Genomic DNA, 16,565 nt, shown 5'->3' with positions numbered 1-16,565 from the left:
AGACAGGCTCTTGGCGTCCGCTTGGGCTTACTTGCGCAGGCCCAGCTTCTGGATCAGTGCGGTGTAGCGGTCGGCGTCCTTGGCCTTCAGGTAGTCCAGCAGCTTGCGGCGGCGGCTGACCATGCGCAGCAGACCGCGGCGACCGTGGTGGTCCTTCGCATGGGTCTTGAAGTGCGGGGTCAGGTGGTTGATGCGCGCGGTCAGCAGCGCAACCTGGACTTCGGGAGAGCCGGTGTCGGCCGCGCCACGGGCGTTGGCGGCGACGATGTCGGTCTTGTTGATTTCGGACATGGGCAGAACTTTCGTTTCAATGGAAGCCGCCCTGCCCGGCCGGCCCTGGGGCTGGAGCCGGTGCAGACTGCGGTTTCCGTGGGACTTGCGGAACACGGGTGAAACCGACCCGTGCCGTGCGCTCTGGTTTGCTCTCCACGGGACGCAGGCGCCCCGGCAAAGCCCGTCGAGTATAGCGGCCCCGGCCTCAGGCGGCCGGTGCGTCGATCGCTGCCAACGGCCAGCGCGGCAGCACGTCGAAGGCCCCCGCGGGCTGTGGGCGGGCGCGGCCGGCGGCCACCCGCATGGCAGCCGCGAGGGCAATCATCGCGCCGTTGTCGGTGCAGAGATGCAGTTCGGGGTAATGGACACGCAGGCCGCGCCGTGCGGCGGCGGCGTCCAGCTCGGCGCGCAGGCGGCGGTTGGCGCCGACGCCGCCGGCCACCACGAGACGCCGCAGGCCGCTGGCCTTCAGTGCAGCCAGCGATTTCTTCACCAGGACGTCGACGATGGCGGCCTGGGTCGAGGCCGCCAGATCGGCCCGCGCCTGGGCCGTGGGACCCTCCGGTCCGGCCGCGGCTTCCAGCTTGCGAAGCGTGGTCAGCACGGCGGTCTTCAAGCCGGCGAAGGAGAAATCGAGCGTGCCGCTGTGCAGCAGCGGGCGCGGCAGGGCGAAAGCGGCCGGGTCGCCCTGCAGGGCGAGGGCGGCGAGGGCCGGGCCGCCGGGGTAGCCCAGGCCCAGCAGCTTGGCGGACTTGTCGAAGGCCTCGCCGGCGGCATCGTCGATGGTTTCGCCGAGCAGCGCGTAGTCGCCGACGCCGTCGACCCGCATCAGCTGGGTGTGGCCGCCGGAGACCAGCAGGGCGATGAAGGGAAAGCTCGGCGGATCGGCCGAGAGGAAGGGCGACAGCAGATGCCCCTCCAGGTGATGCACGCCAAGCACCGGCTTGCCCAGGGCCAGGCCCAGGGCGCAGGCGGTGGCCGAGCCGACCAGCAGCGCCCCGGCGAGACCGGGGCCACGGGTGTAGGCGATCAAGTCCAGGTCGGCGAGCCGGACCTGGGCGCGCTGCAGCACCTCGCGGGCCAGCGGCAGCACGCGGCGGATGTGGTCGCGCGAGGCCAGCTCCGGCACCACGCCGCCATAGGCCTGGTGCATGGCGATCTGGCTGTGCAGCGCATCGGCACGCAGCTGCGCGCGGCCGCCGGCATCGAGTTCGACCAGGGCCACGCCGGTCTCGTCACAAGAGGATTCGAAGCCCAGGATACGCATCGGGGCAGTGTATCGACGGGCTTTGCGGCCAGCGCCTGGCACGGCGGATGCAATGCCTTCTGCGGCTGCGCTCTTCGCGTGGCCTGCGATCTCCTCTGCAGGGCCAGTCCCTTTGACCCCGCCGGTTGCCATGCCGGCGGGGCATTTTTTTTGCCTGGGCCGCGATGTGGCGAGGCTCAGTGCACCGGGGCAAGGCGGCCGCGCGCGGCCAGGCCCAGGATCAGTGCACCCAGCAGCACCATCGGCAGGCAGAGCCACTGCCCCATGCTCAGGCCCAGGCTGAGCAGACCCAGGTGGGCATCGGGCTCGCGGAAGGCCTCGGCGATGAAGCGGAAGACGCCGTAGCCCAGCAGGAAGGCGCCGGCCACCTGGCCCGGCCGGCGCGGCCCGCGGCTGTAGAGCCAGAGCAGCGCGAAGAGCAGCAGCCCCTCCAGCGCGAACTGGTAGAGCTGCGAGGGATGGCGCGCGATCGCCAGGCCCGACTGCGGGAAGACCATGGCCCAGGGCAGGCCGGGGTCGGCCGCGCGGCCCCAGAGCTCGCCGTTGATGAAATTGCCCAGGCGCCCGGCCGCCAGGCCGACGGGCACGCAGGGCGCGACCAGGTCCGCCACCTCCCAGAAGGGTCGGCCGCGGCGGCGGGCGTAGACGAAGAGCGCAAAGATCACGCCGATCAGCCCGCCGTGGAAGGCCATGCCGCCCTGCCAGACGGCGAAGACCTCCAGCGGGTTCGCCAGGAAGTGCAGCGGCTTGTAGAACAGCACATAGCCCAGGCGCCCCCCCAGGATCACGCCGAGCACGCCGAAGAAGAGCAGGTCTTCGACCTCCGCCGGCGCCCAGCCTGCGGCCGCAAAGCGCGGCCGGCGCGCCTGCGCGCGGCCGAGCAGCACGAAGAGGCCGAAGGCGGCCAGGTAGGTCAGGCCGTACCAGTGCACGGCCAGCGGGCCGACCTGGAGGGCGATGGGATCGAACTGCGGATGGACCAGCATGGCAGGGGCGGCCGGCGGGCCGCAGACGCTCGGAAGGCGCCGAACCATAGCGCAAGCCCGTGTCAGTCCCCCCGCGGTGGCGGACCGGCGGCCGTCAGCGCCGCACGCACGTGTTCGACGAAGCGCCGCGTCGCCGCCGGCGCCTCGCGCGGCCAGACCATCTCGGCCAGGCCCTGCGGCGGTGCATGCCGCGCGTCGAGCCGGCGGTAGACCACGCCCGGCCGCTGCAAGGTGGTGATCGAGGCCGGCACCCAGGCCAGGCCCAGGCCAGCCGAAACCAGGTTGACGATGGTCTGCATCTGGATCGCCTCCTGCGCAATCGCTGGGGCACGGCCCTGGCGATGGGTCCAGGCCAGGATCGCGTCGTGCAAGGAGGGCGCGATGCTGCGCGGAAAGATGACCAGCGGCTCGGCCGCCACCGCCTGCGGATCCAGCGCCTGCCCGTGCGCGAGCGCATGGGCTTCGGGCAGGGCCAGGAGCAGGGGCTCGTCGAGCACGGGCAGGCTGTCGAAGCCCGGCAGCTCCGCCGGCCCGACGCCGCGGGCGCGCAGCAGGAAGCCGCAGTCGAGCTGACCCTCGCGCAGCGCGGCCTGCTGCACGTCGCCGGTGGCCTCGCGCAGCTCCACCTGCAGGCCGGGGTGGGCCGCGCGGAAGCTGCGCAGCCAGGCCGGCAGCGGGCCGAAGCCCAGGGTGGAGACGAAGCCCAGCCGCAGCCGGCCCAGTTCACCCCGGCCGCTGGCGCGGGCCCGCTCGACCAGGTCCTGCCCGGCGGCCAGCCATTGCCGCACCGGCTCGACCAGGGCCTCGCCGGCCGGGCTGAGCGCCACGCTGCGGCGGCTGCGCAGGAAGAGCGGCGTGCCCAACCGCGCCTCCAGCTGCTGGATGGCCACCGTCAGGGGCGGCTGCGTCATGTGCAGGCGCGCCGCGGCGCGGCCGTAGTGCAGGGTCTCGGCCAGGACGAGGAACTGGCGCCAGGCGCGGGCTTCGATGGGCGCATCATTCATTCGTCCAGCGTATCAAAATGCCATGAATGATCGATTGGACAGCCGGTCCGGACGACCCGGATACTTCGCGCCACCGCCTCCCCTCCCCTACCCCTTCTGCCTGCCGGCGCCCCGCGCCCTGCCCGCCATGAGCATCAACCGCCGTTCCAAGAACATCACCGAGGGCGTCGCCCGTGCGCCGAACCGCTCCATGTACTACGGCATGGGCTACCAGGAGACGGACTTCGGCAAGCCGATGGTCGGCGTGGCCAACGGCCACAGCACGATCACGCCCTGCAATTCCGGCCTGCAGAAGCTGGCCGATGCGGCCGTGATCGGCCTGAAGGAAGCCGGGGCCAACCCGCAGATTTTCGGCACGCCCACCATCAGCGATGGCATGGCCATGGGCACCGAGGGCATGAAGTACAGCCTGGTGTCGCGCGAGGTGATTGCCGACTGCGTGGAGACCTGCGTCGGCGGCCAGTGGATGGACGGCGTGATGGTCATCGGCGGCTGCGACAAGAACATGCCCGGCGGCATGATGGGCATGCTGCGTGCCAATGTGCCGGCGATCTACATCTACGGCGGCACCATCCTGCCCGGCAAGTACAAGGGCCAGGACCTGAACATCGTCAGCGTCTTCGAAGCCGTCGGGCAGTTCAGCGCGGGCAAGATGAGCGAGGAGGACTTCTGCCAGATCGAGCGCCGCGCCATTCCCGGCAGCGGCAGCTGCGGCGGCATGTACACGGCCAACACCATGTCCTCGTCCTTCGAGGCCCTGGGCATGTCCCTGCCCTACTCCTCGACCATGGCCAATGTCGAGAACGAGGTGCTGGACAACGTCAAGCGGGCCGCGAAGGTGCTGGTCGAGGCGGTCAAGGCCGACCTCAAGCCGCGCGACATCGTCACCAAGCAGGCCATCGAGAACGCGATCGCCGTGATCATGGCCACCGGCGGCTCGACCAACGCCGTGCTGCACTACCTGGCCATCGCGCATGCGGCCGGCGTGGACTTCCAGCTCGACGACGTCGAGCGCCTGCGCCGCAAGGTGCCGGTGATCTGCGACCTCAAGCCCAGCGGCAAGTACCTGGCCATCGACCTGCACCGTGCCGGCGGCATCCCGGCCGTGATGAAGGAGCTGCACAAGGCCGGCCTGCTGCATGGCGAAGCCCTCACCATCACCGGCCAGACCGTGGCCGAGGTGCTGGCCGGCGTGCCCGACCTCTCGCCCGACCAGGACGTGATCCGCCCGGTCGGCCAGCCGATCTATGCCGAAGGCCATCTGGCCATCCTCAAGGGCAACCTCAGCCCCGAGGGCGCGGTGGCCAAGATCACCGGCCTGAAGAATCCGGTCATCACCGGCCCGGCGCGCGTCTTCGACGACGAGCAGTCGGCCCTGGCCGCCATCATGGCCGGCAAGATCCAGGCGGGCGACGTGATGGTGCTGCGCTACCTCGGCCCCCAGGGCGGCCCCGGCATGCCGGAAATGCTGGCCCCGACGGGTGCGCTGATCGGCCAGGGCCTGGGCGAGAGCGTGGGCCTGATCACCGACGGCCGCTTCAGCGGCGGCACCTGGGGCATGGTGGTGGGCCACGTCGCGCCCGAGGCCTATGCCGGCGGCACGATCGCGCTGGTGCAGGAAGGGGACTCGATCACCATCGACGCGCACCAGCTGCTGCTGCAACTGAACGTGCCGGACGCGGAACTTCAGCAGCGCAAGGCGGTCTGGGTCAAGCCCGCCCCGCGCTACACCCGCGGCGTGCTGGCCAAGTTCGCCAAGAACGCGTCCAGCGCCAGCACCGGCGCCGTGCTGGACCGCTTCGAGGACTGAGCGGCCCGCAGCCTGCGGGGCTCAGGCCCCGGGCCCGCGACCCCGCGGACCCAGGCCGAGGGCTTCGCGCTGCTGCTGCTTGCGCACCTGACGACGTGCCGCCTCCCGGGCCATGGCCTGGCGGGCGGTCCGCCCGCTGCGGTCGGACCAGGTCCACAGCAGGGCGGCCACGCCGAAGGGCGCGAGCACCCAGGGCCAGGCCAGTGCATGCAGCATGCTCCATCCGAGCCCTTTGCCCAGGCACAAACCCACGCCTAGCAGCATCCATCCCATGTGTGACACCCCGTGTCATCCCTGGCACGGTTCCCGAAGAAGCCGGTCAACCGGACGACATAAACTCCGTTGATTGAGTCTCTCTCCCAGCCATCCTGGCTTTTCCAGAAAGGAAACCATGAAAGCCCTGCGTCTTCCCCTGATCCTGTCGGCCCTGGTTCTCGTCGCCCCGGCCACCTTCGCCAGCCAGGAACTGGCCCAGAAGCGCTCCTGCCTGGCGTGCCACGCCGTCGACAAGAAGCTGGTCGGCCCGGCTTTCAAGGATATTGCCGCCAAGTACGCCGCCGACAAGGACGCCGCCGCCAAGCTGGCCACCAAGATCCAGAAGGGTGGCGTCGGCTCCTGGGGCCAGATCCCGATGCCGGCCAACCCGCAAGTCACCGACGCGGAAGCCAAGGAACTCGTGACCTGGGTGCTGAACCAGAAGTGATCGTCCCTCGCCCTGGCCGCAGGCCGGGGTCCGATGCGATGCAACGGCCCTTCGGGGCCGTTTTTCATGGCCGCGCGGCGGCGGCGCTCAGCGCAGGCCGTTGCGCCCCGCCAGCTCCAGCCACAGGCCGGCATGGTCGGCCTCGGCATGGCCATGGTCGATGGCCTCGGCGTAGAGCTGGGCGAACAGGGTGGTGATCGGCAGCTCGGTGCCGTCGCCTGCGGCGGTGGCGAGCGCATTGCGCAAGTCCTTGAGCTGCACCGTCATCGCCGCACGCTTGGCGAAGTCGCGCTGCACCATGCGCTGGCCGTGCACTTCGAGGATGCGGCTGTCGGCAAAGCCGCCCTGCAGGGCCTGGCGTACGCGGGCCGGATCGGCGCCCCCGCGCTCGGCCAGGATCAGGGCCTCGGCCACGGCGCCGATGGTGATGCCCACGATCATCTGATTGGCCAGCTTGGCGAGCTGGCCCGTCCCGGTCGGCCCGACATGGGTGGCGCGGCCCAGCGCCGCGAAAACCGGCAGTGCGCGCTCGAAATCGGCGCTGCTGCCGCCGGCCATGATGGCCAGGGTACCGGCCTCGGCGCCCAGCGTGCCACCGGAGACCGGCGCATCGAGCGCCCCGATGCCGCGGGCGGCCAGCCAGGCCGCATGCTCGCGCGCCTCGGCCGGCTGGATCGAACTCATGTCGACGAACAGCGCGCCGGGCTTCATGGCGGCCAGCACGCCACCGTCCTGCAACTGCGCGCGCACGACGCGACCGTCTGCCAGCATGGTGATGACGAGGTCGGCGCCCGCCACCGCATCGGCGGCCCGGTCGACGGCTCGCGCGCCCACCTCGACGAGGCTGCGGGTCTTGTCCGGGCTGCGGTTCCAGACCGTCAGCGGCCAGCCGGCCGCCAGCAGGCGCCGCGCCATGGGCTGACCCATCAGGCCGGTGCCGAGCAGTGCAATGTTCATCGTCGGGACGGGAGCGGGTGATGCAGAGGCCTGGCAGCACGGCGCAGGGCTGCCACAGTTTATCGAGGCGGCATGGCCCCGCCTGGCCGGGCAGGGGGCAAGAGGTACGGTCCGGCCAGCCCGGGGCCCGGGCCCCGCCCGCAGGGCGCACAGCGACCGAGCGCCGGAACAGGCGCCCCTGGAGGGGCCAGCTTCAGGCTTCGGTGCGTGCGCGGTCACGGTGGAATCGGTCCTGCCCCTGCGGCCGCCCGCCCCGAGCGCAAGCGGCCCGCGCCCACCCCGCCGAGGTCGCCCTTGAACCCGCATTCGCTGTTTTCGCCCGCTGACCCGCGGCGGCCCGTCCGTCCCGCGGCCCGTGATCTGCAGCTGCTCGGCCCCTACCAGCTGCTGCAGCGCCTCGGCTCGGACCGCAGCACCCAGCTCTGGCGGGTCCGGCCGGAAGCGGATCGCCCTGCATCCAGCACCGATCTGCTGCTGCTGCCCGTGGCGAACGGTGCCCAGCCGCTTGCCGAAGGGGTCGCGCCCGCGCGCCTGTCGGCGCTGCCGCCGGACGGCCTGCTGCGCGGACGGCGCGTGGATCTGGGCCCAGCCGGACACGGCTGCCATCTGGCCGGCGTGTCCGGCCTCACCCTGCTGGAACGGCTGGGTCCCGAAGGCGGCCCCGTGCCCAGCCCGGCCGACTGGGTGGCGTGGATGGCGGAGATGCTGGACCACCTGGCCAGCCTGCATGAGGCCGGCCTGCGACCGCCGGGCCTCAGTGGGCACACCGTGCTGGTCGAGCCCGGCGGCCGGATCCGGCTGATCGGCATCGAGCTGGCCCGCGAGATGGACCCTCGCGGCGAGGGCCGCCGCGAAGACCTGCTGCTGGCCGGCCTGCTGCTCCATCGCGGCCTGGCCGGCCGCTGGGCGCTGGACGAACCGGATCTGCCGCGCGCCGCCCAGCGGCTGGAGCGGGAGATCGTCCGGCTCGGCTGGGCGCTGCCGCAGCCTCTGCCTGCGGCGCTGCGGGCCCTCGCCAACCGGGCGATCGATCACGATCCGGCGCGCCGTCCGCTCAGTGCGCGCAGCCTGGCGCAGGCGCTGCGCGGCTGGCTCGACAGCCATCGCGCCCAGCGCCCCGACCCCCTGGAGCGCCTGCTCGATCAAGTGCCGACCGCCGGGGTCCTGCCCGCCCATGCCGACCTCCCCGAGCATCTGGCCGCCTTGAACCGGCTGGAGGGCCAGCGCATCGACGCCTGGATCGTCTGCCTGTTCGATGAGCCGGCCCTGGCCTTCGAGCTGCTGCGCGGCCTGGGCGCCGTCGGGCTGGCCGGGCAGGTGCAGCCCGACGAGATTGCCACCCTGCGACGGGCCGTGCAGCTGGTCGGCCTGCACGGGGTGCGTCAGGCCGCGCAGGGTCTTCGACCCTGGCCGGGCGCGCTGGATCACACGGCAGCGCAGTCCCTGGCCCATCGCCTGGCCCAGGCCAGTCGGGCCGCCCACCTGGCAGAGCGCCTCTGCCCGGCCGACCACGACGGCGAAGCCGCCGGCCTGCTGGCCCTGCTGCAGGCCCTGGGGGAACTGCTGCTGGCCTATCACTTCCCCGAAGCGCAGCGCCAGATCGAGGCCCTGACCCAGTCCACGGCCCCCCTGCCATCCGGCCTGCGGCCCCTGACGCTGGAGGCGGCTGCACAGGCGGTGATCGGGACCAGCCCCCAGGCCCTGGCCCAGGGTCTGGCGCGCCACTGGGGCCTGAACGAGGCCCTCCAGCATGCCATGCAGCCGCTGCCGAGCGACCGGCCGGTGCGCGCCCCCGAAACCCGGCTGGACACCCTGCGCTGCGCCGCCAGCGCCGCGGGCGAACTGGCGGCCGGGACGCCGCCCCAGACCGTGGAACAGCGCTTCCAGCGCGCGCTCGGCTGGACGCGCGGCGAAGCCTCCCGGGCGGTGGCCGCCCTGACCCTCGCGCACTGAGACCGCTCGAAGCCTTCGGCGGCCCATGAAAAAGGCCCGCCGGTGGCGGGCCTCGGGGCCGATCGATCCACGGGGCCGAGGCCCCGCAGCCGCGATCAGTTGTTCTCGGCCAGCTGGTCGAGGATGGCCGGGTTCTCCAGGGTCGAGGTGTCCTGGGTGATGGCCTCACCCTTGGCGATCGAGCGCAGCAGGCGGCGCATGATCTTGCCCGAGCGGGTCTTGGGCAGGTTGTCGCCGAAGCGGATGTCCTTGGGCTTGGCGATCGGGCCGATTTCCTTGCCGACGTGGTCGCGCAGGATCTTGGCGATGGCCTTGGCCTCGTCGCCCGTCGGGCGGGGACGCTTGAGCACGACGAAGGCGCAGATGGCCTCGCCGGTGGTGTCGTCCGGACGGCCGACCACGGCGGCCTCGGCCACCAGGTCGGTGCAGCTGACCAGGGCGGACTCGATCTCCATCGTGCCCATGCGGTGGCCGGAGACGTTCAGCACGTCGTCGATGCGGCCGGTGATGGTGAAGTAGCCGGTCTTCTCGTCACGGATCGCGCCGTCGCCCGCCAGGTAGTAGCCCTTCAGCTCCGCCGGGTAGTAGCTCTTGACGAAGCGCTCGTTGTCGCCCCAGATGGTGCGGATCATCGAGGGCCAGGGCTTCTTGACGACCAGGATGCCGCCCGAGCCGTTGGGCACGTCGGCGCCGGTCTCGTCGACGATGGCGGTGGTGATGCCCGGGAAGGGCAGCGTGCACGAACCCGGCACCAGGGGCGTGGCGCCCGGCAGCGGGGTGATCATGTGGCCGCCGGTCTCGGTTTGCCAGAAGGTGTCCACGATGGGGCAGCGGCCGCCGCCAACGTGCTGGTGGTACCACTCCCAGGCGGCCGGGTTGATCGGCTCGCCCACCGAGCCCAGGATGCGCAGGCTGGACAGGTCGTAGCTCTTCGGGTGCACCGCGTCATTGGCCTCGGCGGCCTTGATCAGCGAGCGGATGGCGGTCGGCGCGGTGTAGAAGACCGAGACCTTGTGGTCCTGGATCATCTTCCAGAAGCGGCCGGCGTCCGGGTAGGTGGGCACGCCTTCGAAGACGATCTCGGTGCCGCCCAGGGCCAGGGGGCCATAGGTGATGTAGCTGTGGCCGGTGACCCAGCCGATGTCGGCCGTGCACCAGAAGACGTCGTCGGCCTTCAGGTCGAAGGTCCACTTGGTGGTCAGCGCGGCATGCAGCAGGTAGCCGCCGCTGCTGTGCTGCACGCCCTTGGGCTTGCCGGTGGAGCCGGAGGTGTAGAGCAGGAAGAGCGGGTGCTCGGCCTCGACCCACTCGGGCTCGCAGGTGGTGGGCTGGGCGTCGGCGACGTCGGCCATCCACTTGTCGCGGCCTGCGGTCATGCTGATGGCGTTGCCACCGCGCTTGACGACCAGCACGTTCTGGACCGACTCGCAGCCGCCCATGGCGATGGCGTCGTCGACGATGCTCTTGAGCGGCAGCTGCTTGCCGCCGCGGACCTGGCAGTCGGCGGTGATGACGGCCACGGCGCCGGTGTCGTTGATCCGGTCGCGCAGCGACTGGGCCGAGAAGCCGCCGAAGACGACCGAGTGGATCGCGCCGATGCGGGCGCAGGCCTGCATGGCCGCGACGCCGTCGATCGACATGGCGATGTAGATGACGACGCGGTCACCCTTCTTGATGCCGAGGCTGCGCAGGCCGTTGGCGATCTGGCTGACCTTGGCCAGCAGCTGGCTGTAGGTGACCTTGGTGACTTCGCCGCCGTCGGCTTCGAAGATGATCGCGGTCTTGTCGCCCAGGCCGCGCTCGACATTGCGGTCCAGGCAGTTGTAGGACACGTTCAGCGTGCCGTCGGCGAACCACTTGAAGAAGGGCGCGTTGCTCTCGTCGAGCGTCTGCGTGAAGGGCTTCTTCCAGCTGATCAGCTCGCGGGCCAGGCGGCCCCAGTAGGCGCCGTAGTCGGCCTCGGCCTCCTTGCACAGGGCCTCGTAGGCGGCGAAGCCGGCGACATGGGCGGAGGCGACCAGATCGGCCGGCGGGTTGTAGATCGTGATGCTGGTCTCTGACATGGTGTCTCTCTCCTCGGACGGGGGCGGCGCGCACTGTGGCGCCGGGGTCTTACGATGGTCTGACGGTCCCTGGCCGGGGTGTCACGGCGAATTCCAATCGCGCTGCCTAGAATCCTCGGCTTCCGGCAGATGGAAAACCCCCGACAAACCCCTGAAGGACGCGTGGTCACACGCGATTTTGTTCCGAGATGAGCCAAGCCCCCCTGTCCCAAGCTGGCAAGCCGGCGCACAAGCTGCCCGCCCTGCCGAACCTGATCTTCGCGAGCCGCTGGCTGCAGTTGCCGCTCTACCTGGGCCTGATCCTGGCGCAGGGCGTCTACGTCGTCCACTTCTGGGTGGAGCTGGTCCACCTGATCGAGGCGGCACTCGGCAACCCGGATGCACTGGGCAAGCTGGTGTCGAGCATCGGCTACAAGGCCGACGCGCCGGTCACCGCGCTCAACGAGACCATCATCATGCTGGTCGTGCTGGCGCTGATCGACGTGGTGATGATCAGCAACCTGCTGATCATGGTGATCGTCGGCGGCTACGAGACCTTCGTCTCGCGGATGAACCTGGAAGGCCACCCGGACCAGCCGGAATGGCTGAGCCACGTGAATGCCAGCGTGCTGAAGGTCAAGCTGGCCACGGCCATCATCGGCATCAGCTCGATCCACCTGCTCAAGACCTTCATCAACGCCGGCAACTACACCGACAAGGTGCTGATGTGGCAGACGATCATCCACATCGCCTTCCTGTTCTCGGCCCTGGCCATCGCGCTGGCCGACCGGATCATGCACCCGCCGGCCGGCGGCACGGACGCCCACTGAGCCTGCCGATGCGCGTGCGCCTCTCCCCTGCCGCGCTGCGGGCCCTGCTGATGCTGCCGGGCCTGGCCGGCTGGGCCGGGACCGCGCAGGCGGCCGAGCTGGACGGCGCCACGCTCGGCCCGCTCTGGGGCCTGCCCTTCGCCGGCATGCTGCTCTCGATCGCGCTGGCGCCGCTGCTGGCGCCGGGCTTCTGGCACCACCACCAGGGCAAGGTGGCGGGCTTCTGGGCCCTGCTCTTCCTGCTGCCCTTCGCCGCACTGCACGGGAGCGGGGCCGTCGGCGGCGTGCTGGCCCACACCCTGCTGGCCGAGTACCTGCCCTTCGTGATCCTGCTCGGCACCCTGTTCACGGTGGCGGGCGGCATCTACGTGCGCGGCAACCTGCACGGCAGCCCAGGCCTGAACACCGCGCTGCTGGCCACCGGCGCCGCCCTGGCCAGCGTGATGGGCACGACCGGCGCCTCGATGCTGATGATCCACCCGCTGATCCGGGCGAACGACAACCGCCGGCACACGGTGCACGTCATCGTCTTCTTCATCTTCATCGTCAGCAATGCCGGCGGCTCGCTGACACCGCTGGGCGATCCGCCGCTCTTCCTCGGCTTCCTGAAGGGCGTGGACTTCTTCTGGACCGTGCGGCACCTGCTGCCCGAGACGCTCTTCATGGTCGGCAGCCTGCTGGGGATCTTCTACCTGATCGACCGCCACTGGTATGCGAAGGAAGGCGTGCTGCCGCGCGACCCGACCCCCGACGACCACCGCCTCGGCCTGGAAGGCCGCATCAACCTGGTGCTGCTGGCGGGCGTGGTCGGCCTGGTGCTGATGAGCGGCACCTGGAAGCCCGGCATCGCCTTCGTGCTGGCGGGCACCGAAGTCGGCCTGCCGCAGCTGCTGCGCGACGCCGGGCTGATCCTGCTGGCCCTGCTCTCGCTGAAGCTGACCCCCGCCGCGGTGCGCGCCGGCAACCAGTTCAGCTGGGGGCCGATGCTGGAAGTGGCCAAGCTCTTCATCGGCATCTTCCTGACCATGGTGCCGGTGCTGGCCATGCTCAAGGCCGGGGAGGCGGGTGCCTTTGCCGCCGTCACGCGCGCGGTCACCGGCCCCGACGGCGCACCGCTGCCCTGGGCCTATTTCTGGTTCAGCGGCGGACTGAGCTCCTTCCTCGACAACGCGCCGACCTACCTGGTGTTCTTCAACCTGGCCGGCGGCGACCCCGAAGCGCTGATGCATGTGCTGGCGCCCACCCTGGCCGCCATCTCGGCCGGCTCGGTCTTCATGGGTGCCAACAGCTACATCGGCAACGCGCCGAACTTCATGGTCAAGGCCATCGCCGAGCAGCGTGGCATCCGCATGCCGAGCTTCTTCGGCTACATGGCCTGGTCGGGCGCGGTGCTGCTGCCGCTGTTCGCCCTGGTGACCCTGATCTGGTTCCGCTGAGCCGCCGCGGCCGACGTGGCCGTCAGCCCGGCGCAGGTCGGGCTGCCTACACTTTCCGATTCACCCCCTCGTGACCCGAGCCGCCGCCATGACCACGATCCGCCACGACGACCTCGTCGAATCCGTCGCCGCCGCCCTGCAGTACATCAGCTACTACCACCCGGCGGACTACATCGAGCACCTCGCCCGCGCCTACCAGCGCGAGGCCTCGCCGGCGGCCAAGGACGCCATCGCCCAGATCCTGACCAACTCGAAGATGTGCGCCGAAGGCCGGCGCCCGATCTGCCAGGACACCGGCATCGTCAACGTCTTCCTGAAGATCGGCATGGACGTGCGCTGGGAAGGCTTCAAGGGCTCGATCGAGGACGCCGTCAACGAGGGCGTGCGCCGCGGCTACCTGAACGCCGACAACACCCTGCGCGCCTCGGTGCTGAACGACCCGATCTTCGAGCGCAAGAACACCAAGGACAACACGCCGGCCGTCATCCACGTCAGCGTGGTGCCGGGCAACACGGTGGACGTAACCGTGGCGGCCAAGGGCGGCGGCAGCGAGAACAAGAGCAAGTTCATCATGATGAATCCCAGCGACAACCTGGTCGACTGGGTGCTCAAGACCGTGCCGACCATGGGCGCCGGCTGGTGCCCGCCGGGCATGCTGGGCATCGGCGTCGGCGGCACCGCCGAGAAGGCCATGCTGCTGGCCAAGGAAGTGCTGATGGAGCCGATCGACATGTTCGACCTGCTCGCCCGCGGCCCGCAGAACAAGCTGGAAGAACTGCGCATCGAGCTCTACGAGAAGGTCAATGCCCTGGGCATCGGCGCCCAGGGCCTGGGCGGCCTGACCACGGTGCTGGACATCAAGATCGCCACCTACCCGACCCATGCGGCCAGCAAGCCGGTCGCGATGATCCCGAACTGCGCCGCCACCCGCCATGCGCACTTCGTGCTGGACGGCAGCGGCCCGGCCTACGTCGAGCCGCCGAGCCTGGACCTCTGGCCCGACGTGAAGTGGGCGCCCGACTACAACAAGAGCAAGCGCGTCGACCTGAACACCCTCAGCAAGGAGGAAGTCGCGAGCTGGAAGCCCGGCGACACCCTGCTGCTCAACGGCAAGATGCTCACCGGCCGCGACGCCGCGCACAAGCGCATCGCCGACATGCTGGCCAAGGGCGAGAAGCTGCCGGTGGACTTCCGCAACCGCGTCATCTACTACGTCGGCCCGGTCGATCCGGTGCGCGATGAAGTCGTCGGCCCGGCCGGCCCGACCACGGCCACCCGCATGGACAAGTTCACCGAGATGATGCTGGCCGAGACCGGCCTGATCGCCATGGTGGGCAAGGCCGAGCGCGGCCCGGTCGCGATCGAGGCGATCAAGAAGCACCAGAGCGCCTACCTGATGGCCGTCGGCGGCAGCGCCTACCTGGTCAGCAAGGCAATCAAGGCCGCCACCGTGGTCGGCTTCGCCGACCTCGGCATGGAAGCCATCTACGAATTCGACGTGGTCGACATGCCCGTCACCGTGGCGGTGGACGCCGGTGGCACCAGCGCCCACATCACCGGCCCCAAGACCTGGCAGGAGAAGATCGCCAAGGGCGAGTTCAAGGGCATCACGGTCGCGGCAGGCTGAAGCCGGCGCAACAAGCCAAAGGCCCGGGGGCTTGCGCCCCCGGGCCTTTTTTCATGCGCTGCCAGCCGGCTGCAGGGGCCGACCGGCGGCAGCGCTTCAGTGGGCTGCGCCGCCGCGGATCAGGTAGTCGAAGGCGCCCAGGGCCGCCTTCGCGCCATCGCCGGTCGCGATGATGATCTGCTTGTAGGGCACGGTGGTCGCATCGCCGGCCGCGAACACGCCGGGCACCGAGGTCGCGCCGCGCGGGTCGACGAGGATCTCGCCGTAGCGGCTCAGCTCGACCGTGCCCTTGAGCCATTCGGTGTTGGGCACCAGGCCGATCTGCACGAAGACGCCGGCCAGTTCCACGGTGTGGGCCTGGCCGGTGCCGCGGTCGGTGTAGCTGAGCGCGGTGACCTTCTTGCCGTCGCCGTGGATCTCGGTGGTCTGGGCATGCTTGACGATGCTCACATTGGGCAGGCTTTCGAGCTTGCGCACCAGCACCGCGTCGGCACGCAGCTGCTCGGCGAACTCGATGAGCGTGACGTGCTCGACCAGGCCGGCCAGGTCGATGGCCGCCTCGACGCCCGAGTTGCCACCGCCGATGACCGCCACCTTCTTGCCCTTGAACAACGGGCCGTCGCAGTGCGGGCAATAGGCCACGCCGCGGTTGCGGTACTCGGCCTCGCCGGGCACGTTCACATTGCGCCAGCGCGCGCCGGTCGAGAGGATCAGGCTGCGCGCCTTCAGCTCGGCGCCGTTGGCCAGCTTCACGCCGATCAGGCCGCCGGGCTCGGCCGCCGGGCTGAGCTGTTCGACGCGCTGGCCGTTCATGATCTCGACGTCATAGGCGCGCACATGCTGCTCCAGCGCGGCGGCGAACTTCGGGCCGTCGGTCTCCAGCACGGAGATGTAGTTCTCGATGGCCAGGGTGTCCAGGGTCTGGCCCCCGAAGCGCTCGGCCACCACGCCGGTGCGGATGCCCTTGCGCGCCGCGTACACGGCCGCCGCGGCGCCGGCCGGGCCGCCGCCCACCACCAGCACCTCGTAGGGCGCCTGCTCGCTGAGCTTGGCCGCCTCGCGGGCCGCCGCGCCGGTGTCGACCTTGGCGAGGATCTCCTCCAGGCCCATGCGGCCGCTACCGAAGGGCTGGCCGTTGAGCAGCACGGTCGGCACCGCCATGACCTGGCGCTCCTCCATCTCGGTCTGGAAGAGCGCGCCGTCGACCACCACCGTGCGCACCTTGGGGTTGAGCACGGCCATCAGCGTCAGCGCCTGCACGACGTCCGGGCAGTTGTGGCACGAGAGGGACATGAAGACTTCGAAGCGGAAGTCGCCGTCGAGCGCGCGGATCTGCTCGATCACCTCGGGCTCGACCTTGGGCGGGTGCCCCCCCACCCACAGCAGGGCCAGCACCAGCGAGGTGAACTCGTGGCCCATGGGCACGGCGGCGAACTCCACGCCCAGGTCCTGGCCGATGCGGTTCAGGCGGAAGGAGGGCTGGCGCGCGGCCTGGCCGTCCAGGCGCAGGCTGATCTTGTCCGACAGGGCGGCGACCTGTTCGATCAGCTCGCGCATCTCCTGCGCACCGGCGCTGTCGTCCAGGCTGGCCACGATCTCGAACGGCTGCGTGACCCGTTCGAGGTAGGCCTGAAGCTGAGCGGTCAGTTGGGCGTCCAACATCGTGGTTCTCCTTGG

At 70.5% G+C, this 16,565-nt stretch carries 14 protein-coding genes; 6 read left to right on the top strand and 8 right to left on the bottom strand.

Translation table 11 applies throughout. The features are described 5' to 3' along the window. Positions 1 to 27: 27 nt before the first annotated feature. The 4 genes from rpsO to H4F90_RS02400 form a co-directional block, all read right to left on the bottom strand. On the bottom strand, positions 28 to 297 hold the full coding sequence (gene rpsO / locus H4F90_RS02415) for a 30S ribosomal protein S15 (protein ID WP_182662970.1): 270 nt from the start codon (positions 295 to 297) through the stop codon (positions 28 to 30). A 181-nt stretch (positions 298 to 478) separates the two neighbouring features. After that, positions 479 to 1,540 (bottom strand): tRNA (adenosine(37)-N6)-threonylcarbamoyltransferase complex transferase subunit TsaD, encoded by a 1,062-nt coding sequence (tsaD, locus tag H4F90_RS02410; RefSeq protein WP_182661138.1) that lies wholly within the window; start codon positions 1,538 to 1,540, stop codon positions 479 to 481. Between the two features lie 176 nt (positions 1,541 to 1,716). Continuing rightward, the gene (gene lgt / locus H4F90_RS02405; RefSeq protein WP_182661136.1) at positions 1,717 to 2,526 is read right to left on the bottom strand and encodes a prolipoprotein diacylglyceryl transferase; all 810 of its coding nucleotides are present in this window, start codon (positions 2,524 to 2,526) and stop codon (positions 1,717 to 1,719) included. Positions 2,527 to 2,588: 62 nt separating this feature from the next. Next, positions 2,589 to 3,530: a LysR family transcriptional regulator gene (locus H4F90_RS02400; protein WP_182661134.1), complete on the bottom strand. Its 942-nt coding sequence runs from the start codon at positions 3,528 to 3,530 to the stop codon at positions 2,589 to 2,591. 127 nt (positions 3,531 to 3,657) lie between these two features. Here H4F90_RS02400 and ilvD point away from each other — a divergent pair, with 127 nt between their 5' ends. Continuing rightward, on the top strand, positions 3,658 to 5,340 hold the full coding sequence (ilvD, locus tag H4F90_RS02395; protein ID WP_182661132.1) for a dihydroxy-acid dehydratase: 1,683 nt from the start codon (positions 3,658 to 3,660) through the stop codon (positions 5,338 to 5,340). 21 nt (positions 5,341 to 5,361) lie between these two features. On the opposite strand, the gene H4F90_RS02390 is transcribed toward ilvD, so the two are convergent. After that, a complete protein-coding gene (locus H4F90_RS02390; RefSeq protein WP_182662968.1) occupies positions 5,362 to 5,604 on the bottom strand; it encodes a TIGR04438 family Trp-rich protein in 243 nt (80 codons plus the stop codon). Between the two features lie 127 nt (positions 5,605 to 5,731). Here H4F90_RS02390 and H4F90_RS02385 point away from each other — a divergent pair, with 127 nt between their 5' ends. After that, positions 5,732 to 6,043, top strand: a complete 312-nt coding sequence (locus H4F90_RS02385; RefSeq protein WP_182661131.1) for a c-type cytochrome — start codon at positions 5,732 to 5,734, stop codon at positions 6,041 to 6,043. Positions 6,044 to 6,130: 87 nt separating this feature from the next. Here the strand turns inward: H4F90_RS02385 and H4F90_RS02380 are convergent, their stop codons facing one another. Continuing rightward, positions 6,131 to 7,000 carry an NAD(P)-dependent oxidoreductase gene (locus H4F90_RS02380; RefSeq protein WP_182661129.1) on the bottom strand — a complete coding sequence of 290 codons (870 nt, stop codon included), beginning with the start codon at positions 6,998 to 7,000 and terminating at the stop codon, positions 6,131 to 6,133. Between the two features lie 294 nt (positions 7,001 to 7,294). On the opposite strand from H4F90_RS02380, the gene H4F90_RS02375 reads away from it, so the two are divergent. Then, complete coding sequence (locus H4F90_RS02375) at positions 7,295 to 8,953, top strand: HDOD domain-containing protein (RefSeq protein ID WP_182661127.1); 1,659 nt, start codon at positions 7,295 to 7,297, stop codon at positions 8,951 to 8,953. Between the two features lie 95 nt (positions 8,954 to 9,048). Here H4F90_RS02375 and acs read toward each other — a convergent pair whose 3' ends face one another. Beyond that, complete coding sequence (gene acs, locus H4F90_RS02370; RefSeq protein WP_182661126.1) at positions 9,049 to 11,016, bottom strand: acetate--CoA ligase; 1,968 nt, start codon at positions 11,014 to 11,016, stop codon at positions 9,049 to 9,051. A gap of 188 nt (positions 11,017 to 11,204) precedes the next feature. Here acs and H4F90_RS02365 point away from each other — a divergent pair, with 188 nt between their 5' ends. The 3 genes from H4F90_RS02365 (at position 11,205) to H4F90_RS02355 (ending at position 14,888) form a co-directional block, all read left to right on the top strand. After that, positions 11,205 to 11,825, top strand: a complete 621-nt coding sequence (locus H4F90_RS02365) for a TIGR00645 family protein (protein ID WP_182661124.1) — start codon at positions 11,205 to 11,207, stop codon at positions 11,823 to 11,825. A gap of 8 nt (positions 11,826 to 11,833) precedes the next feature. Next, a complete protein-coding gene (locus H4F90_RS02360) occupies positions 11,834 to 13,261 on the top strand; it encodes a sodium:proton antiporter (RefSeq protein WP_182661122.1) in 1,428 nt (475 codons plus the stop codon). An 88-nt stretch (positions 13,262 to 13,349) separates the two neighbouring features. Further along, entirely contained in the window at positions 13,350 to 14,888 is a 1,539-nt protein-coding gene (locus H4F90_RS02355) for a fumarate hydratase (protein WP_182661119.1), read from the top strand. 96 nt (positions 14,889 to 14,984) lie between these two features. Here the strand turns inward: H4F90_RS02355 and ahpF are convergent, their stop codons facing one another. Further along, a complete protein-coding gene (gene ahpF / locus H4F90_RS02350) occupies positions 14,985 to 16,550 on the bottom strand; it encodes an alkyl hydroperoxide reductase subunit F (RefSeq protein WP_182661118.1) in 1,566 nt (521 codons plus the stop codon). Between the last annotated feature and the right edge of the window lie 15 nt (positions 16,551 to 16,565).

Origin of the sequence: Aquariibacter albus, assembly GCF_014145335.1 — a bacterium.
Classification (GTDB): Bacteria; Pseudomonadota; Gammaproteobacteria; order Burkholderiales; family Burkholderiaceae_C; genus Aquariibacter; species Aquariibacter albus.
The sequence above is the reverse complement of the archived record's forward strand: the minus strand, read 5'-3'. Positions and strand labels throughout refer to the sequence as shown.